This window comes from Arthrobacter sp. ZGTC412, from assembly GCF_002929215.1.
Taxonomy (GTDB): domain Bacteria; phylum Actinomycetota; class Actinomycetes; order Actinomycetales; family Micrococcaceae; genus Arthrobacter.
This window is the reverse complement of record NZ_PJII01000015.1, coordinates 15,076-32,874: the sequence shown is the minus strand read 5'-3', so window position 1 is coordinate 32,874 and position 17,799 is coordinate 15,076. Positions and strand designations below refer to the sequence as shown.

15 protein-coding genes are annotated in these 17,799 nt (G+C 59.4%); 3 read left to right on the top strand and 12 right to left on the bottom strand.

Annotation, left to right across the window (positions count from 1 at the left end; genetic code table 11):
• Positions 1-3: 3 nt before the first annotated feature.
• The 8 genes from CXQ88_RS15730 to CXQ88_RS15695 all read right to left on the bottom strand — a co-directional run bounded on the left by CXQ88_RS15730 (position 4) and on the right by CXQ88_RS15695 (position 8,023).
• Complete coding sequence (locus CXQ88_RS15730; protein ID WP_104045085.1) at positions 4-1,521, bottom strand: GAF domain-containing sensor histidine kinase; 1,518 nt, start codon at positions 1,519-1,521, stop codon at positions 4-6.
• Between the two features lie 98 nt (positions 1,522-1,619).
• Entirely contained in the window at positions 1,620-2,423 is an 804-nt protein-coding gene (locus CXQ88_RS15725; RefSeq protein ID WP_258061921.1) for an SDR family NAD(P)-dependent oxidoreductase, read from the bottom strand.
• Between the two features lie 86 nt (positions 2,424-2,509).
• Positions 2,510-3,370, bottom strand: a complete 861-nt coding sequence (locus CXQ88_RS15720) for a class III extradiol dioxygenase subunit beta (RefSeq protein ID WP_104045084.1) — start codon at positions 3,368-3,370, stop codon at positions 2,510-2,512.
• Positions 3,363-3,638, bottom strand: a complete 276-nt coding sequence (locus CXQ88_RS15715; RefSeq protein WP_258061938.1) for a protocatechuate 3,4-dioxygenase — start codon at positions 3,636-3,638, stop codon at positions 3,363-3,365. The genes CXQ88_RS15720 and CXQ88_RS15715 overlap by 8 nt, the downstream gene beginning before the upstream one ends.
• Before the next feature lie 231 nt (positions 3,639-3,869).
• Positions 3,870-4,757: a bifunctional 5,10-methylenetetrahydrofolate dehydrogenase/5,10-methenyltetrahydrofolate cyclohydrolase gene (locus CXQ88_RS15710; RefSeq protein WP_104045082.1), complete on the bottom strand. Its 888-nt coding sequence runs from the start codon at positions 4,755-4,757 to the stop codon at positions 3,870-3,872.
• Between the two features lie 59 nt (positions 4,758-4,816).
• Positions 4,817-5,737: a formyltetrahydrofolate deformylase gene (purU, locus tag CXQ88_RS15705; protein ID WP_104045081.1), complete on the bottom strand. Its 921-nt coding sequence runs from the start codon at positions 5,735-5,737 to the stop codon at positions 4,817-4,819.
• Positions 5,734-6,621, bottom strand: coding sequence for a methylenetetrahydrofolate reductase (locus CXQ88_RS15700; protein ID WP_219816340.1), 888 nt, complete (start codon positions 6,619-6,621; stop codon positions 5,734-5,736). Before CXQ88_RS15700 ends, purU begins: the two co-directional genes overlap by 4 nt.
• A gap of 16 nt (positions 6,622-6,637) precedes the next feature.
• Complete coding sequence (locus CXQ88_RS15695; protein WP_104045080.1) at positions 6,638-8,023, bottom strand: aminomethyltransferase family protein; 1,386 nt, start codon at positions 8,021-8,023, stop codon at positions 6,638-6,640.
• A 596-nt stretch (positions 8,024-8,619) separates the two neighbouring features.
• On the opposite strand from CXQ88_RS15695, the gene folE reads away from it, so the two are divergent.
• Positions 8,620-9,234, top strand: coding sequence for a GTP cyclohydrolase I FolE (gene folE / locus CXQ88_RS15685; RefSeq protein ID WP_373637775.1), 615 nt, complete (start codon positions 8,620-8,622; stop codon positions 9,232-9,234).
• A gap of 25 nt (positions 9,235-9,259) precedes the next feature.
• Here folE and CXQ88_RS15680 read toward each other — a convergent pair whose 3' ends face one another.
• The 4 genes from CXQ88_RS15680 to CXQ88_RS15665 form a co-directional block, all read right to left on the bottom strand.
• Positions 9,260-11,341: a chorismate-binding protein gene (locus CXQ88_RS15680; protein WP_258061936.1), complete on the bottom strand. Its 2,082-nt coding sequence runs from the start codon at positions 11,339-11,341 to the stop codon at positions 9,260-9,262.
• Positions 11,342-11,456: 115 nt separating this feature from the next.
• Positions 11,457-12,707: a cobalamin-independent methionine synthase II family protein gene (locus CXQ88_RS15675; RefSeq protein ID WP_104045077.1), complete on the bottom strand. Its 1,251-nt coding sequence runs from the start codon at positions 12,705-12,707 to the stop codon at positions 11,457-11,459.
• 452 nt (positions 12,708-13,159) lie between these two features.
• Positions 13,160-14,584, bottom strand: coding sequence for an MFS transporter (locus CXQ88_RS15670; protein ID WP_146069233.1), 1,425 nt, complete (start codon positions 14,582-14,584; stop codon positions 13,160-13,162).
• Positions 14,585-14,660: 76 nt separating this feature from the next.
• A complete protein-coding gene (locus CXQ88_RS15665; RefSeq protein WP_104045075.1) occupies positions 14,661-15,152 on the bottom strand; it encodes a MarR family winged helix-turn-helix transcriptional regulator in 492 nt (163 codons plus the stop codon).
• A 410-nt stretch (positions 15,153-15,562) separates the two neighbouring features.
• Here CXQ88_RS15665 and CXQ88_RS15660 point away from each other — a divergent pair, with 410 nt between their 5' ends.
• Complete coding sequence (locus CXQ88_RS15660) at positions 15,563-16,879, top strand: molybdopterin molybdotransferase MoeA (protein ID WP_373637773.1); 1,317 nt, start codon at positions 15,563-15,565, stop codon at positions 16,877-16,879.
• Complete coding sequence (fdhD, locus tag CXQ88_RS15655; RefSeq protein WP_104045073.1) at positions 16,867-17,745, top strand: formate dehydrogenase accessory sulfurtransferase FdhD; 879 nt, start codon at positions 16,867-16,869, stop codon at positions 17,743-17,745. The genes CXQ88_RS15660 and fdhD overlap by 13 nt, the downstream gene beginning before the upstream one ends.
• Positions 17,746-17,799 lie beyond the last annotated feature (54 nt).

Below are 17,799 nucleotides of genomic sequence, written 5' to 3'. Positions count from 1 at the left end.
ACTTCATCTCGTCTCGTCAAAATTACTGCTCGGCATTGGGATGCTGGCGTGCACACTGGTTCCGGGGCCCGTGGGTGCCTTTTCGAGTGCCAAGGTCCCGCCCCACGTGGCGGCTCTTTCACGCATAGAGGCCAGGCCGTGGCCGGCGGAGTGCTGCAATTTTTCTTCAAACAGCCCTGTCCCATTGTCATGGACAAAGACCTCCAATTCGGAAGCTTCGCTGAGGCCTACATGGACCCTGATCAAGCTTGCACCGGAATGTTTTACTGCATTGTGGATTGCCTCTGCCGTCAGATAGTAGACGTCATCAGCGAGGCCTTCGTCCAGGTCGTCCGGGACGCTACTGAGGCCAAGCTGGACTGCAATTCCAGTCCGCCTTTGGGTGCTGTCGACCAGGTTTTCGAGGGCCGGGCCGAGTCCCTTGTTGGCCAATGGAGAGGGCTGCAGTTCACTAATCAGTCCCCGCAGGTCCGCGAGCACCGACTGGGTAATGTCTTCCAGCTCCTCTGTAACTGCTTTGACAGATGACGGACTCAGTTCCTTTCCACGCTCGGCGAGGACCTTGAGTACCTGGGTCTGCATGTTGAGTGAGAATACTTTTTGCACGACAGAGTCATGAAGGTCACGGGCCAGTCGTTGCCTTTCGGATCGCCGCACAACGTACCGTTCCCGCTCGAGCAACTCCGCGTAATCGATGGCGAGTGCGGCCTGCTCCGCCATTGTTGAAAGGAACCGGATGGTTCCTTGATCTATCCTCTGGCCAGGAGCAAAAAAGACATTAAGGATGCCCACGGGCTTATCCCGAACATGTATAGGTACGGAGGCGAAGGCGTCCCATACTGGGTGCCGGAGGCTGTCATGGAGTGGACGCCAGGCCGGATCGGACATCACCGCCTGATACCGGTGGTCCTCCACCACAGGTTCCCGGCCTTCCAATGCCTTGAGCATACGCAGATCGGCACCGCGCTTCTGGGCTTCCATTAACAACGAGAAAAAGTTCCGCGGGGTATTGAATCCTGCAGATCCCATCACATGCAACGGACCTGAAGGATCGGCTCGGGCAAGGATCTGAACTCCGGCGAGACCGTTAGCCCTTAGGACCTCGGTCGCCATGGCATTAAGCGTGGCCGCGAGGGAATGTTCCGAAGCTACTCTTGCAGCGGTGTTGGCCACTGCAGCTGCCCACCGCTCCTTTTGGTTGTCCAAGGTGACGTCTCGGAAAGCCACGGTGAAGCCCCCAGGGCACGGGCACGTCCGGTAGGCGATGTCGCGGAAGTTGTCTGAGCCGGCCCGGAGAGTAACCAGACGCTCTGTGTCTGGATCATCGGAAACATCATAGGCCGCTGTCTCAAACGGACTCTCGATGCCGCGGATTTGGGCCGGTTGCAAATCGAATATGGACGCCCCTGCCATATTCATCTGCGCTACTTTGCCGTCAGCAATCACTGCAAGGCCTATGGGAGCCAGGTCCCAGGCATCCACCTCCGGACCACCCGCGCTGGAGCCGGGCACTCGATGCATGTCTGTCGCAGCTCCCTTCAAGAGCGGTACGAAAAGGCCTTAGCTGTCTGAACAGATCCTAGTATTCATTTCCTGGTAATCCTGATGACGCTACGCATCTAATGCATCAGTCCGCCGCCGTCGCAGACAAAACTCTGTCCCGTAACCATTGCGGCGTCAGGAGATGCCAGATAAGCGACCAGTCCGGCGAAGTCTTCAGGTGTGACGAATTCCTGGATGGCCTGCTGAGACATTGTGCCGGCGAATGTTTCATCGTCGGAGTGTTCCCGCGTTCCTGGTGTTGCGACCTGCGACGGGATCGCCGCATTCACACAAATGCGGTCAGGTCCCAGCTCCCGTGCCATGACCCGGGTCATCCCAAGCAGAGCGCCCTTGCTGGCCACATACGCGAGCTGCCCGGGTGCTCCAGTGAAGAATGTCCGTGAGGCCACGTTGATGACACGGCCACGGTGCGGGCTGGTTTTCAGGTAGGGGTAGCAGGCCTGGACCATAGAAAGCGCCCCGACAGCGTTCACTCCAAAAAAGCGATGCAGCTCCTCAGGCGTCGCTTGTAGGAGGCTGGACCGGCCGCTGAGCAGGCCTGCGGCATTCACCAGGATATCTATGCCGCCGAAGGATCCGGCGACGTCGTTGACGACGCCTCTGACGTTTTCCGGCTCGGAGACGTCGCATCGCCATACCTTTGCGCGCGCGAGAGTTTCTGTTTCCCAGAGGGGTTCTTTGTTATCCACAACTGCCACCGCACTGCCCTCGTTGGCCAACCGGACTGCGATGGCTTGTCCGAGCCCTCCTGCAGCGCCAGTGACTACTGCCACTGTGCCTGCAAGTCGCTGTAGATGTGACGGGCTGACGCTGTCCGTGCTTACGGTCTTGGAAACGTCCTGCTGTCCATTGTTAGCCACGCCGGGGGTCCTTTCTTTCCCTGTTAGGAAGTGGAAATGACGTCGGGGCTGGCAGGGCGCATACACTGCCAGCCCCGAAGTTCGGGTTATGCGGTTGTTTTGGCGGCCACGTTCTCGAACAAGGCCAAAGCCGCGGCGGTATTGGATGCGGGAACGTGATAGGTGTCGTGGACCCTGCTGATTTCCGATCCCAGCGCGCCGCGCATGATGAGCCACATGATCATTTCGATGCCCTCGGAGCCGGCCTCGCGGACGTAGTCCTCCCGAGACAGCGCGGCGAGCGACTCAGGGTCTGTCTCGATGGCCTTGAGGAACATCCGGTCAAAGTCTTCGTTGATAAGACCCGCGCGAGCTCCAGCCAGCTGGTGAGACATTCCCCCTGTTCCGAAAACCGCGACCTTGATATTTTCCGGGAAGGAACGGATCGCCTTGCCCAATGCTTCACCAAGGGCCAGGCAGCGTGCGGCAGTGGGCTGCGGGTACTGGATAACGTTGACCAGCAACGGGACGACGGCGCAGGGCCACTCGTCCCCTGGTTCAGGGCAGTATACGGAAAGTGGGACGGTCAGGCCGTGGTCTACTTCCAGTTCCTGACAGACGGTCATGTCGAAACCGTCATCAACCAGGCTGCCCAACAGGTGCCGGGAAAGCTCAGGGGCTCCTTTGACGACGGGTACGTTGCGTGGGCCCCATCCTTCGTCTGCTACCTGGTACTCATCTGCCGTACCGATGGCGAAGGTGGGCATCATGGCCAGGTCGATGGCATTCGCGTGATCGTTGTATACGATGATCGCTACGTCAGGGGTGTGCTCGGCCATCCATGCCCGGGCAGGCGCGTAGCCGTCGAAGAGGGGTTTCCAGTAGGCGTCCTCGGTCTTGTGGTTGTCCATTGCTGCGCCGATGGACGGTACGTGGGAGGTAGCTAGACCCCAGATTACTTCAGCCAAAATGACGTCCTCCTGCTTTCAGGGCTGCCACGAATTCTTCGGTGGTCATGCCGGTAAAGATTCCACCAAGATCCTGCATGGATTTTTTGTCCATTACTGCGAGCTTGAACACGTAGAAGATGGACCCTCCCAGGTCAAGCATGCGGTTCCAGTCACGCTGTAGGATCGCTTCTTTTTGTTCGGGGTTCAGCTTGTAGGCGTCGCAGTAAGCGGCTTCGTCTGCACTGAACATTTCTCGGTTCCTTGGATCCTTGAACGATCCAAGCATTCGGTTCAATGCGTACGCCCGGCCATTGTCCGCTACGTCGAAGATGTAGGTACCGGGCACTTTCGGTGTTGTTGGCGCTGGCATTAGCACTCCGTTCATAAAGTTTTACCGAAGGTGTTGGTAGGGGATAGGTCTCCCTCACCTGTGGGTGCACAGCAGGTCCGGGCGCTCATCACATGGAACAAGCAGCTTCGGCTGTGCTGTGAGTTGACGCTTTGCCGGCCCTGACTGTCACCGAAGCTCGAGTTCCTGTACTCTCGCGCGTCCATCTGTGAGGCTGTCCTGGCGTGTGCGTGCCGCCACTGCCGTCTGCTGGATCAGTGTTGCAATTGTCATCGGGCCCACCCCGCCCGGAACGGGCGTGATGTAACTGGCAACGCTGCTGGCGGCCTCATATTCGACGTCGCCGACGTTCCCGACGTTGTAGCCGGCATCGATGACCACGGCACCTGGTTTGATCCAATCCCCCCGGATAAGTTCAGCGCGTCCGACTGCTGCCACCACGATGTCCGCAGTATTGACAATCTCCGCCAGGTCTTTAGTCCGTGAATGGCAGTAAGTAACCGTCGCGTCACGTTGCAGGAGCAGCATGCCCACAGGTTTACCCAGAATGGGGCTGCGCCCGATGACAACCGCGTGCTTGCCTGTCAGTTCGATGTCGTAGGCATCCAGGAGCGCCATGATGCCGCCGGGAGTAGCCGAATAAAATGTGGGTTCGCCAAACGCCATTGCGGCGAAAGATGTTCTCGTGACTCCGTCGACATCCTTGGCCGGGTGAATCGCCTCGAAAGCCGCCCGCTCGTCAATGTGCTCCGGGACCGGGTGCTGCAGCAAGATTCCATCGACGTCCGGGTCCATCGAGAGCTCGGAAATTGCTGCTACGACTTCTTCCGTTGTCGCCGTTGCCGCAATTTCGATCCTTCGGGACTCCATCCCTACCGACTTGCACCTGTTGGCTTTCATTCTTACGTATGTATGGGACGCGGGGTCGTCGCCTACCAGAACGGTCGCAAGGACCGGCCGGCGGCCAAACTCTGTTGCGAAGGCTTCAACGTCTTCCCGTATCCGGTCGAGTGTTGCAGCCGCTACGGCGGTGCCGTCCATGATTTCTGCGTTCATGACTATGTCTTCCTCCTTTGCTGTAGGGCGGCGTACGTGCTGCTGCCCGCTCGTGTCCTTTAAAAGACGACCGTGCTGTTGCCATGCCGCAGGACCCGGTCCTCGCAGTGCGCGAGTACCGCCCTGCTCAAAACCCGCCGTTCAACGTCAGCGCCGCGGCGCATGAGATCAGCAGCTGAATCCCGGTGCGTGACTGTAATGACGTCCTGGTCGATGATCGGGCCTTCATCCAGGTCTTTGGTGACGTAGTGGGCGGTGGCGCCGATCAGTTTTACACCCCGGTCTTTGGCCTTTTGGTAGGGGCCTGCCCCGATAAACGCCGGGAGGAAGGAGTGATGGATGTTAATGACTGGCACACCGACTTCATCGAGGAATTCGCCTGAGATGATCTGCATGTATCGGGCCAGGATGACCAGGTCGACGTTGTCCTGCAGGAGTTCAAGGTGCCGCTTTTCAGCTTCCTTCTTGTCTCCGCTCACCGGTACGTGGAAGTACGGTATGCCGAAAGGCCGCACGTCATGGGCGAGATCGGCATGGTTCGAAACGACCATCACGATGTCCACTGGAAGGTCGCCGCGGCGGTGGCGCCACAGAAGATCAAGAAGGCAATGGTCGGATTTGGAAACGAAGATGGCGACGCGCTTCTTCCGCTTGGCCTCCTCGAGACGCCACGTCAGGCCCAGGCCGGTGACTTCCTTATCAATGGAAGTTTGTAGCTCGTCAATCCGAGCCGGGAGATCCTCAAGGCTGAAGACAATGCGCTGGAAGAATTGGCCTCCGTTGGCATCAGTGGAGAACTGGTCCAGCGAAATAATATTTGCCCCGACTTGGGAGAGAAGGGTCGAAATGCTTGAGACGATGCCTTTGCGGTCGGTCCCCTGGACGATGAGACGCCCAATGTTGTCCAGCTGGCTGTCCCTGATGGAGAACTGCGCCGGCGAAGGCAGTGATGTCGTCTTATCCGCGGTGATTGTACTCATCGCCCCTCCTGTTCGATTGCGCTTTGAACGAGCTGGCGGCGCCAGATTTCGGTTTCGGCCAGATCGTTGAATGTGAAGATGTGGAAGCCCTGGATGTTGGTGTCAGCCTTGGGAACAGTGGCGGTCAGACCCTTGATCAGACGGTCGGGCCGGTATCCTCCCGGCATGAAGAAGCGCCAGAACATGTTCTGCTGTTTCTTCAGGAAACTGGCCGACTGGCCAAGGCCGAGTCCTGCTGAGATCCGCATCAGCTTTTGTCGGCTGACCGGTCCGGGCATACCGACAAAGATCGGCAGGCTGATTCCCTGCCGCTTGAGCCCTTCTGCCCACTTGGTCGTAGTTTCCGCGTTAAAGCAGATCTGTGTAAGGATGCGGGTGGCGTGCGGGGCCTTCAGGTTCATTGCCGTGTTAAGCGCGTTGTCGCTGATGAGAGCGTGGCCTTCGGGGTAACCGCCAATGCCGACTTCCTCGAAATGGTGCCCCATTTCGTCGAGGGACTGCAGAAGCGAGTAAGCGTCCTGGAATTTGCCTGCGGGTGTGGGGGCATCGCCGCCAACGATGAAAACGCGGCGGATGTCCACGTCCTTGAGCTGACCCACGACATCTGCCAATTCGGCGTCGTCACGGAAAAGCCGTGCCGGGAGGTGCGGGGCAACGGAGTACCCTTCCTTGGCGAGGCGCTTGACCAGGTCAAGCGTCACATCAATGCCCTTGCCTCCTGTTGCAGTAACAGTGAGGGGCACGGAGGTGGGAACGTCTGCAAAGACCTTTTCGTCGGTCCCTTTGAAGGGCATGACCTCGTAGCCAATGTTCTGAACGAAGCCGGTCAATACGCCCTTGCTTTCCGGGCTGGTTTTGGCATTTGTTGCATCAATCTTGCTCATGCTGTTCAGCTCCTGCTTAGGACTTGCGGTAGGAGTCGCGGACTTCCTGGACAAAAGGAACCGGCGCGACCGTGGCGCGGATTTCGATCTGACGGTGCAGTTCGACGGCCGGCTTGCGGGAGTTGGGGTTTTCTCCCCACAGGACAGTCACTTCGGTGCCGGGCTCGCTGATCTCCACGTCAACGGTGGCAAGGGACGCCATGACATGGTGGTTTGAGAGGTATCCGAGGTCCATGGAAATACCGGACTCGCGACCGTTGTGCAGAACCTTGTCCATCTGGAAGAGGGCGTAGCGTGCTTTAGGCATCTCGATGTACTTGGCCGGCGTCCCGGGTTCGTAGAGGGAACCGATGGCCTTGGTAACGTCATCGCTGTTCCACACAAGAGTCACTTTTTTCCTGCGGGGCTTTTCGGCGATCTGCTCCAGTGCTGCCCGGCCGTGGAAGTCGTGGTCGAACTTCACGACCGTCCCGTATCCGAGGTCATAGGGGGTGACGTAGTAGTCGGTAATGTCGGAAGAGTCCAGGCTTCCTCCAAGGGAACCAAGCGCGTCAACGCTGAGCCATTCGCGGTATTCCTTCTCCGCTGGTCCGAAGATGGCCGGAGTCGGCGACGGAACCCATCCGGACTCCAGGTTGGCAGTGGAGTACGCTTTGGCGCCTGCGCGAACGAGGTCAAACTCCTCACCAGTGGTGAGAATGGCGTCGAGCACGTCCTGTCCCTCGTCCCAAGGACCAAAAAGCTCGAAGCCGGGCTGGCCGGCCATGCCGTGCCGCAGTGCACGGACCCGGTGCCCGGCGATCGTGAACTCGGTCATGTTGAAGAACTTGACCTCGGGCAGGGGATTTCCCGTCAGCTTCTCCACAAGGGCGGCGGCCTTCGGTCCCTGAAGTTCGTAGCGGTAAAGCTTGGGGGAGCGGTCGGCGCCACGGACGAAGGAGTTTTCATCGCGCTCTACGCGGGCATCGTAGTTTCCAGTTTCCAGCTGGTACTGGATCCAGTTGATGACCGTGTGGTGTCCCACGAGGTCAAAGCTGTTTTCGTCCAGGTGGAAAAGGATGGCATCGCCGATAAAGTAGCCATCCCCGTTGACAGCCACGTACTGCTTTGCCTTTCCAGGAGTGAAGTTGGCAAAGCTGTTCACACCGAAATCGGACAAGAGCTTGAGTGCGTCAGGGCCAGTGATGAAAAGATCGGTCATGTGATGCGACTGGTCCAACAGCGCGCAGGAGTCGCGCCAGGCCGCCTGCTCTGAGCGCCAGTTGGTGAATTCGGGGGCCACGGGGAAGGTGTGAGGCCGGAAGGTTGAGTTGCGCAGCAGTTCTACGGCGTTTCCGCCGGCGCTCTGGATGGCAGATTCAAGGCTTGTGGTGTTCGTTTCGTGAATAGTCTGAACGCTCATTGGGATCACTTTCTTGAGAAACAACGGGGAATTCGCTTCTGGGCCCTAGGCGACGTTGCTTTGGCCTGCAGGGTGTTCGAGCTCACTTCAAAGCTATTTCCCCTGCACTAAAAGGGCATGAGTCCCTTGGCCGATTTGGTGTGGGACATATGACGTAGCCCCGCTGCTCCGGGCCTCAGAAGCAATTCACAGCGTTCCCAAGACTGTTGACGTTATTGTTGACTTCTCAGGATCGTTGACCTTTGATTGTGACCTAGGTCGCTGCTCCTGAAGCCCATTCAGGCCTCTCAGATTCGGAAGACGATTCCCGAGCCGGCGACGCAGTGAAACGAACGAACAAACTTTGGAGTGGTTCTCATGTCTTTATTGAAGGCGCCGAGCCGTACTCGCGCCCTTAGGCCGTACGCGATTTGGTCTCAGCTGGTGGGTGACTGTGTTGAAGTCTGGCTGTCCGGCGAGCATGTCTGCACAGGAATAGTCGAGGAGGCCACTGCGGACGACAGCATCCTGTGGGTTGCCGCTGAGGGCACCCGGACGCGGCAGCTTTTTGACAAAGATTCCGGCTATGAAGTGAGGGCTTGAGCAGGATGGGGAGTATTGCGGTGATCGATGACGATGATGTTGCCATCCCGACTGAGGTCAGTCCTGCGATGGACCTGGGCAGGATTGAGGCGGCTGTCCGTGAGATTTTGATTGCTGTTGGGGAGGATCCTGACCGCGGAGGGCTGTTGGACACTCCCAAGCGTGTGGCGCGGGCCTACGCAGAGACGTTCTCGGGTCTGCATCAAAACGCCGAGGACGTCCTCGGTGTGACATTTGACCTGGATCACGAGGAGCTTGTGCTCGTCAAGGACATCCCCTTCTATTCAACGTGCGAACACCATCTGGTTCCATTCCACGGCCTCGCCCATGTCGGGTACATCCCGTCGCACGACGGCAAAGTCACCGGGCTTAGTAAGCTTGCCCGCTTGGTGGATCTCTATGCTCGCCGACCCCAAGTTCAGGAACGCCTGACCACTCAGATCGCCGAGGCACTTGTGAAGCACCTCAAGCCGCGGGGAGTGATCGTCGTTATCGAATGCGAGCATATGTGCATGTCTATGCGCGGGATTCGCAAACCGGGCTCGAAAACGGTGACAAGTGCCGTGCGAGGCCAGTTGCATGACCCGGCTACTCGTTCCGAGGCGATGAGCCTGATACTCGGACGGTAAGAGTAGACGGCGCCTTATCAGCCGCCTACTTAGGAAACTCCGTCCCTAGGGTGCTGAGCACCGCAAACGCCTTTGTCCGGATCTCGTCATGTTCCTCCTCGGGTGTCGAGTCGGCGACAATCGCACCACCGACTCCGAGGCTAAGCTTCGTGCCGCCTTCAATCTGCTTGATCACGAGCGTGCGAATTACTACTGAAAGGTCCGCGGCGCCGCTTCGGGAGAAGTACCCGAGTGCGCCCGAGTAAACACCGCGCGGGCCTGCTTCCAGACGTTCGAGAATACCCATGGTGCTGATCTTTGGAGCGCCGGTCATGGACCCCGGAGGAAAGGCCGCTGCAACGACATGGGCACGTGAAGCGCCAGGGCGTAGCGTGGCTTCGACCGTACTGACGAGTTGGTGGACGGTGGAGTAGCTCTCGACGGCGAAGAGTCGGGAGACGGAGACGGAGCCAGGGATGGCAAAGTGGCTTAGGTCGTTCCGCAACAGGTCCACAATCATGAGGTTCTCTGCACGGTCCTTGGGATTGGCGGCGAGTTCGGCGCGGGTCCGGGCGTCCTCATCCGGGTGCGCCCCGGGGGAGCGGCGGCGTGTGCCTTTGATCGGCTCGGCCCGGAGAGACCCATCCTCGGTAATTTGAAGGAAGCGTTCCGGCGAGGAACTCGCGATGGCCAGCGGACCGAAGCGGGCGAAGGCGGCAAATGACGCGGGGCTGCGGCGGCGCAGCCTTCGGTAAATTGCCCACGGGTTGAATGCAGGTGAGCCCGAAGTAGCGGCTACCGTCGCCTCAAGAGTAGTGGTGAGACAAACTTCATAGGTATTGCCTTTTGCAATTTCAGCCTTGGCTGCTTGGACCTTCGCACGGTATGCGGCAGCTGAATCTCGCGCCCTGAATTCCGGGCTTGGCGCTGCTGAGGGGATCACATGGGACAAGTGGCGACCCGCCATCACCCTATTCTCAGCGTCATCGAGCCATGTGCGGGCGCCTGGGGAGTCCAGGGCCAGGAGCCAGACGTAACCCCCTTCATGATCGAGTATTACCGCGCGGGCGGCGAACACCAGTTGGGCGTCGGGGATCGCATCGTCATCAGGTTCAGTGATCGCCGGCTTATATCCGCATTCGCGTTGGAGTCCGTAGCCGAGGTATCCCACCCAACCAAGCTCAAAATCACATTTGAAGCTTTCGGGCTTTATGGCCCATGCTGAGGTTCCCTTTCGCGGCTGGCCCCATTCGTCGCTGAGCCAGGTGAAGAATGCCTGATTGAAGCGGGCTGTGACTGGGGTAGCCGTGGCGGGGCCAAACACGACCTCGTTCTTCCCGTTGAGATGAGACATGCGGCGGCCGAGGCCGCCGCCGTCATCGGCCATAATGCTGTAGCGGCTGCGTGGCCCTGTCCCTGGCGTCCCGGCATCCGATGCGTCGAGCCAGGCTGCATAGCGTGATCCGTCAAACAATCCTGCGAAGAGACCCTCTGGATCCGGTCTGGCGGATAGCTTTCGAAAAAGCACGCTCCCTGAACTTTTTTCGTCCCGTTCAGAAGCCAATGTTTTTCGGAGATTAGGCAATTCCGCAAGCGCGCGGACAGCAAGCGACGCGGTCTCAGCTGAGTCCCCGGAATCCGCGGATGCGGCGATCGTGACATCAGCGGCGGAGGCGACATTGTCGACCGCGAGCCATGCGTTCTCCTGTGCGGTCCAGCGTTTCCAGTGGAGGGCGCGGGCATCTCCCGTGGGCTTCGCGGTATGCCGACGATCGTTCTCCCGGGGAACTTCGACCCATACAACCGCGTGACAGTGCAAGCGCAGCTCAGCCGATGCTGCCCCCGTTCCCTGCAGAATCACGACATCAGTGGGCGATGTCAGGCGCTCCTCGCCTTCCTGGCCAGCTTCCCAGTCCCAAGCCCGCCAGGCCGCATCCTGTCCCATCAGGAGCGGCCCGAGAACGTACGCAGCACATCGTTTGATTCCTTCTGCGAGGCCGTCCCAGCCGGGATACAAGTCCTCCAAATGGACAATCGAGACAGACCTTCGCCTACGCAGAATCGCCGCAATTTCAAGAGCGATAGAAGCCGTGTCTGCAGCAGCCCGACCATCTACAGCGATAAACACCGTCAACGTCGCTGGTTCCTTCGTCGGCCCGCGGTTAGACAGTTCCGCATGGCTGGGTCACATCGTGAAGTTCTCGACGCGTTTAGACTCATCGCGGCCGAGTGCAGTTGCCTCATTAGCCCCAGAGCCGCTGGGTTGCCAGCCGTGCACCCTCAGCCAGAGCCTCGAGCTTGGCCCATGCGATTTGCGGATGTATGCGCCCGCCCAGTCCACAGTCCGTGGACGCGATCACACGTTCTCTTCCCAAGATGTGGGCAAAGCGTTCAATACGGTCGGCAACGAGCTCCGGGTGCTCCACGACATTGGTCGCATGGGATACCACGCCCGGCACCACGACTTTCTCCTCGGGAAGGGTAAGGTCGCGCCAAATTCTCCACTCGTGTTCGTGACGAACGTTGGCGGCCTCGAAGGAATAGGACCCGGCGTTGATCGACAGCATGGTCTGGGCAATAGCCTTGAATGGCAAGTCGGTGGTGTGAGGGCCGTGCCAGGAACCCCAGCAGAGGTGGAACCGGATCTGTTCCTGGGGAAGTCCGCGGAGCGCATAGTTCAGCGCATCGACGCGCAACTGGGTGAAGGCAAGATAATCCTCAACGGACGGTTCTGGATTGATCATGTCCCAGTTCTCGGCGATGGAGGGGTCATCAATCTGCACAGTGAGACCAGCCTCGACGATCGCCACATATTCGTCGCGCATGGCGTCAGCGCAGGCATACACGAGTTCCTCGTCCGTCGCGTAGTAGTCGTTCGCCAAGCGGGAGGCGGAACCCGGAGAGAGTGCGGACAGAAACCCGGTTGCGGCTCCGTTGTCGGCCAGACCGTGCTTTAAGTGTTCGATGTCGCGTTGTAGGGCTTCATGGCCGACATAGGTGAGGGGACCGGAAATTGTGGGCTGTGAAACGGGCTTTCGGCCAGTGAGGATAAAGGATGTGGGATCGTTGTATGCGTCGTTAAACCGTTGCCGATCCCGGCGGTCTTTCATGCTGGTCAGACGGATTTTGCCTGGCTCGGATCGAACTTTGTCGTCGCTCTGCCAGCGGTCCACGCCGCCGGGGGTTAAGCCGCCAAGCCGCGAGAACGAGTAGTTCCACCAAGCCCCGTAGTCCACTGAGTTGGACATGGTGTGGCCATACTCGCCGTCGTTGGGAAGCGTTATGCCTGCCTGGAGCTGCTTGGCCACGATGTCTTTTACGGATTCCGCAAGGAGTGCCTCAAAGCCTGCGTAGTCCTCAGGATTGGCCGCCCGGGCAGCATTGGCGGCGAGGAGTTCGGGGGAGCGGGGAAGAGACCCGGCGTGGGATGTCTGCACGAAGTCCGTGTTGTGAATCGGGGCGATCCTCGTGGGCGTCGTCTTGTCGGGTCCCATATGCTGATACCTCTCGCTTGCCTCTGGGGTGCAAAGCCGGATTCGGATCATCCGACCGCACCATTTAACTCTTGGGGAACCGAGCCTAGGAAGGGACATTCCGCCCACGCTGGTCGCGACAATTGTCTCGCGCGGGGGGTGACGAGTTAGGCCAAACGGACAGCAAGGCAAAGAGTAAACCGACCCCGCTAGCGCCCACAATGGAAGGCAAGCGCTGGAACACTAGCAGCCGGGTCTGGCCATGGGGGCCGCTGCGTTCATCCCCGGCGGTCAGCACAGTTGATTCGGTCCAATCTTCCGCGACAGGACGCGCCGCCTTCATTGTGTGACCTTGCACTTACGTTGGATGCTGACCCACCGGAAGCGAACTTCAAAGAAGTGCGATGCCGAGCGGCGAACCTCATCTTGGTGCCATTCGAGGTCCACGCCGCCCAACAAATCTCATGGATTGCTTATTGGTGCTCACGCGCTTCGCCCTTTCCTATCAAAGCCACAAAGATACAAATCGCCACTGCTGCACCCCCCGAAACTAAGAAAGCCACAAGAAACGCTTCTTCGCTTGGAGATGAGCCAGGTCCTTGGCCAGTTCTCATTCCGGTCAAGACGGCGGCAGTTACCGCACTGGAGATCGTGGTGCCGAGGGAGCGGGCGAGGTTGTTGAGTCCGTTGGCCTGGCCCATGGCATTTCCGGAAACGTGACGCAAGAGCAGAGATGGTGCTGCTACGAAGCAGATACTTACCCCGGCGCTCGTGACAATGCTTGAGACGATAACCTGCCATAGCTGGTCGTGAGCGAGGATCATAGCCCCGTAGCCGGCGGCCATAATCAACGCTCCCAGGAACATCGAAAATCTCGGTCCTTTCTTATGCGTAACCCGGGCGGCGGTGGATGTCAGCAGTAGCGATGTTATGCCGCTTGGCGCAAAGCAGAGACCAGTCATAAATACGGTTTGGCCCAAACCGAAGCCCGTAGATGCAGGCAGTTGAATCAGCTGCGGCAAAGCCAGAATCATGCCGTACATGCCAACCCCGACCATGATGGTAGCGAGGTTTGTGAAGAGGACTGGCCGTCGAGAGGCAACGCGCAAGTCGATGATGGGTTCTGCTTGACGGAGTTCATAGACGCCCCAAAGGCAAAGAATCAGGGGGGATCCAATCAGAAGAAACAGAGTTGGCCCTGCGCTCCAGCCCCAGGAATTTCCGTTGCTGATTCCCACCAGCAGCCCGACGACTCCGACCAACAAGCCAATCACTCCAACTACGTCCAGACGTCCACGATGGACCGATGGCGCCGCTGGCATTGTGAATGTGATGGCGACCAGAGCCAACGAGCCCAGAAGTGCGCTGGCCCAGAACAGCCACTGCCACGCGAAAAACTGTGCTGCGAAAGCCGAAAGGGACAGGCCAAGCGATCCGCCTACACCGACCATCGCGCTGATGGTTGCAATGGCCCCTATCAGTTGGTGGCCTAAAACTACATTGCGCAGGGCACTGATACCCAAGGGAACTACAGCCATGGTTACGCCTTGCAGACACCGGGCGAAGATGAGCCAACCAGCTGTGGTAGCAAGGGCTCCGATTAGTGATCCGAGAACCAAACACGCAAGGCTGACAACTATCATGCGTTTCTTGCCGTAAAGGTCGCCCAAGCGGCCGAAGAGTACGCTGCCAACAGCACCTGAAAGCAGGGTTGCTGTAACCAGCCATGTTGTCTCACCCGGGCCGGCGTTCAAGTGACGCGGCAGGTCTGCCATCAGTGGAACTATGAGGGCTTGCATCAGGGACGCCAGGAATCCTGCGTATGCGAGTGCGGCTACGACCCTCTTCCGCTTCGCCGGGGATGGAGGAGATGCAGCGGGAAGGGCTTCGATTTTCACCACAAGATGGATCCTGCCTGGTTTTTGGGAGCTAGAGCATCCGCAGCAAGTATATCAGGATCCTGATATACCCCCTTTAGGGGCGTCGTTCTTGGAGGAAGGACGCCGAAAGGTCTGCCAGATCATTGACCAAGCGTTCGATCCGTTGACTGTCGAAAGCAGAAAAAGCGCGTTGATGCAGGTCCGTTAGTGCCGCCTGGGCCTCCTTGGCGACCGCAATTCCCTGGGGTGTCAAGTAGTGCAGCTTCGCTCGGCCGACGGCCTGCTTCCTGTGGACGAGGCCGCTCCCCAAAAGGCTGACAACCATGCCGTTCAGTGACTGTGGGGTCTGGGAGGTCAGGTCGGCCAAGGCTGCCCCCGATATTCCGGGATGAGATCTCAGGGCTGCAAGAACGGTGTAGCGGGAAAGCGTTAGACCCAGCCCCGAGAGTGCCTCGTCCGCGACACGGGCATATATCTGCGACAGCAGGCGGAGCCGAACCGGAATATTCCCTACATTCGCCGGATCGGGCTGCTCAAACAGCTTTCGGAATTCCTCTGGTCCAATGATCCAACGCGAGCCCGACATTCAACCAGAGTATGCCGCCAAAATTTTTCTGCCCCGCATTTGCCTGACATGCCGCTTGGGCCCGCGCCCGAACTAGAAGAGTTGCCGCAGCCTGAGCGAAGCTTGGGCCCACGGCGGTGCGATGTTCTTCGCGCTGCCGGTGCGGGCAGACGCTGCAGTGAGGGTGACATGCGGCCGTGGACGCTGCCGCCGACGAGAACTCTGCGGCGTGCCACCCAAAGCAAAGCGTTGACAATCCTGTTGACGAAACCGAGATGAATCGTATAGCTTGACGTCAAAGGGTCGGCGTCCCAGTGCCCCTGAAGCACCCCAAGGGATTATTTGAATCCTGTTGGAGGGAGCCCCCAAGGTGTTCTTCCATGGCCCCTCGTCACCTTCGACTCACCACGACATCCAGGAAAGGGGCATTCGTGCTAGCACGCGACATCAATCCCGCCCCGCGTGATTGCAGCCGAGAAGCTTCCACAACCCACTGGCAGGGCGCACCTACCTGGGGCCAGGCTCGGCAACTGGCTTTCAGGTGCGCACACCCGCTTCCCTCAGTGAGTGTCCCCCTCGCCGAAGCGCATGGACGGCACTTGGCCAGCGACGTGGCTGCGCTGCAGGACATGCCTCACTACGCTTCCTCCGCGATGGACGGCTGGGCAACAAATGGCAGCGGCCCGTGGTTTATAGCCCAATCGGGACAGGCCCTCTCACCTGGCGAGGCATCTGTTGTTGCCACCGGAGGAATCGTACCGATCGGTGCCGTTGCCGTCCTCCGGAAGGAAAGCGGCCGGGTCTCCGAGGACGCTTCTGGCAAGAGCCGGCTCACGCTCAATGCCAACGCAGGGACCGGTGAACCCCTGCCCGGTCAACACATTCGCCCGGCGGGTGAAGAAGCCAGGTCAGGGGCAGTCCTGTTACCAGCTGGTACGATCCTCAACCCCGCGCATATCGCCCTCGCGGCCGGTGCAGGCCATGACAAACTGCAAGTGCAAGCCAGGCCTCTGGTCGCCGTGATCCTGACCGGTTCAGAAGTAGTAACGTCAGGCATTCCGGCTCCCGGACAGGTCAGGGATACCTTCGGTCCGCAACTGGGCACCGTCATTTCCCTGCTGGGCGGCACACCCGGCAGCACGCAAAGGGTGGGGGATTCCTACGACGAGTGGCTGATGGCCCTTGGCGGCACGCTGCTAAGGCCGGGGCCCGACGTGACCGTTACTACCGGCGGCACTGGCCAATCCGGCAGCGACCATTTCCGTTCCGCCATAACAGCACTCGGAGGGCGTTTGCGGCTGGACGGCATCGCCATGCGTCCTGGCCATCCCGCTGTTTTGGCCGAACTCCCAAACGGTCGCTTTGTCATTGGGCTCCCGGGAAACCCCCTTGCCGCGATGATGGCCCTTCTGACCCTAGGAGAGCCCCTCTTGGCTGCGCTGGGAAACCGGCCTCTCAAGGCGGTTGATCAGGTACCGTCGGGGACCGACTTCGATCCTGCTCCCGGCCGTACCCGCCTCATCCCCTGCAGGGTTGTAAACGGCCTGGCGTTACCGGAGCCGCATGCCGGCCCAGGCATGATGCGAGGACTGGCCTGGGCAGACGCTGTTATGGCAGTTCCCCCTCAAGGGGTGGAGTACGGGGAGCCTCTTCCCGTGGTTGCCCTCCCCTGGAAAGAGGCAATGATTCCGCACCCGCCCACAGACTTCATGAACCAACAAGGACGGCACAAGCCATGGGACGCATGACACAGCATCGGAAGATCCATCGCTTTCATGTGGACGGAACCACGGAGTACCCGGTGCGATTCAAGGAGGACGTCCTGGCAGCAGAGGAACCTCTGGAAATCCGAATTGGTCCTCGCTCATTCGCGGTGACAATGCGGACCCCGGGAGACGATTTCGATCTGGTGGCTGGATTTTTGGTTTCCGAAGGAATCATCCGCCAACAATCGGAGTTGATGTCACTGCGTTTCTGTGCCGGCGAAAACGAAGGCGTGCAAACGTTCAATGTAGTCGAGGCACAACTGGGTCCGGGCGTGCCTATGCCGGAAAGAATGCGGAACATTTACACCTCAAGCTCATGCGGGATTTGTGGGACCGACTCGATAGAAGCCGTCCGGAAGACCCTCCATTACAGTCCTGCCCAGGACCCTTTGCGAATTCCCGTTGACGTGCTCGCCGAGCTGCCCGAGCGGCTCCGTGAAGCCCAGACCCTGTTCGCCAAGACAGGAGGCGTTCATGCCGCGGGCCTCTTCAAAGTCGACGGCACGGGACCGGAATTGCTTTGCCTGAGGGAGGACGTTGGTCGCCACAATGCTGTGGACAAGGTCGTAGGCTGGGGCCTGCGACAAGGGCTGCTGCCCTTAAGCGGGACCGTGCTGCAGGTTTCCGGACGGGCGTCCTTCGAGCTCGTCCAAAAGGCTGCCCTGGCAGGAATTCCCGTCCTGGCCGCCGTCAGCGCCCCCTCCAGCCTGGCTGCTGACCTCGCTGCTGAGACTGGGGTGACGTTAGTGGGATTCAGCCGGGGACACAGTCTCAACGTTTATGCCGGTAGGGATCGACTAATGCGGCCCCGCAAGGTCTCCCATGAAGGAAACTTCGCGCGGCTTTAGCCCATCCAGCAGCATTCCACTCTTCCATCAATTCAACCGACCGGTCGAGGCGCA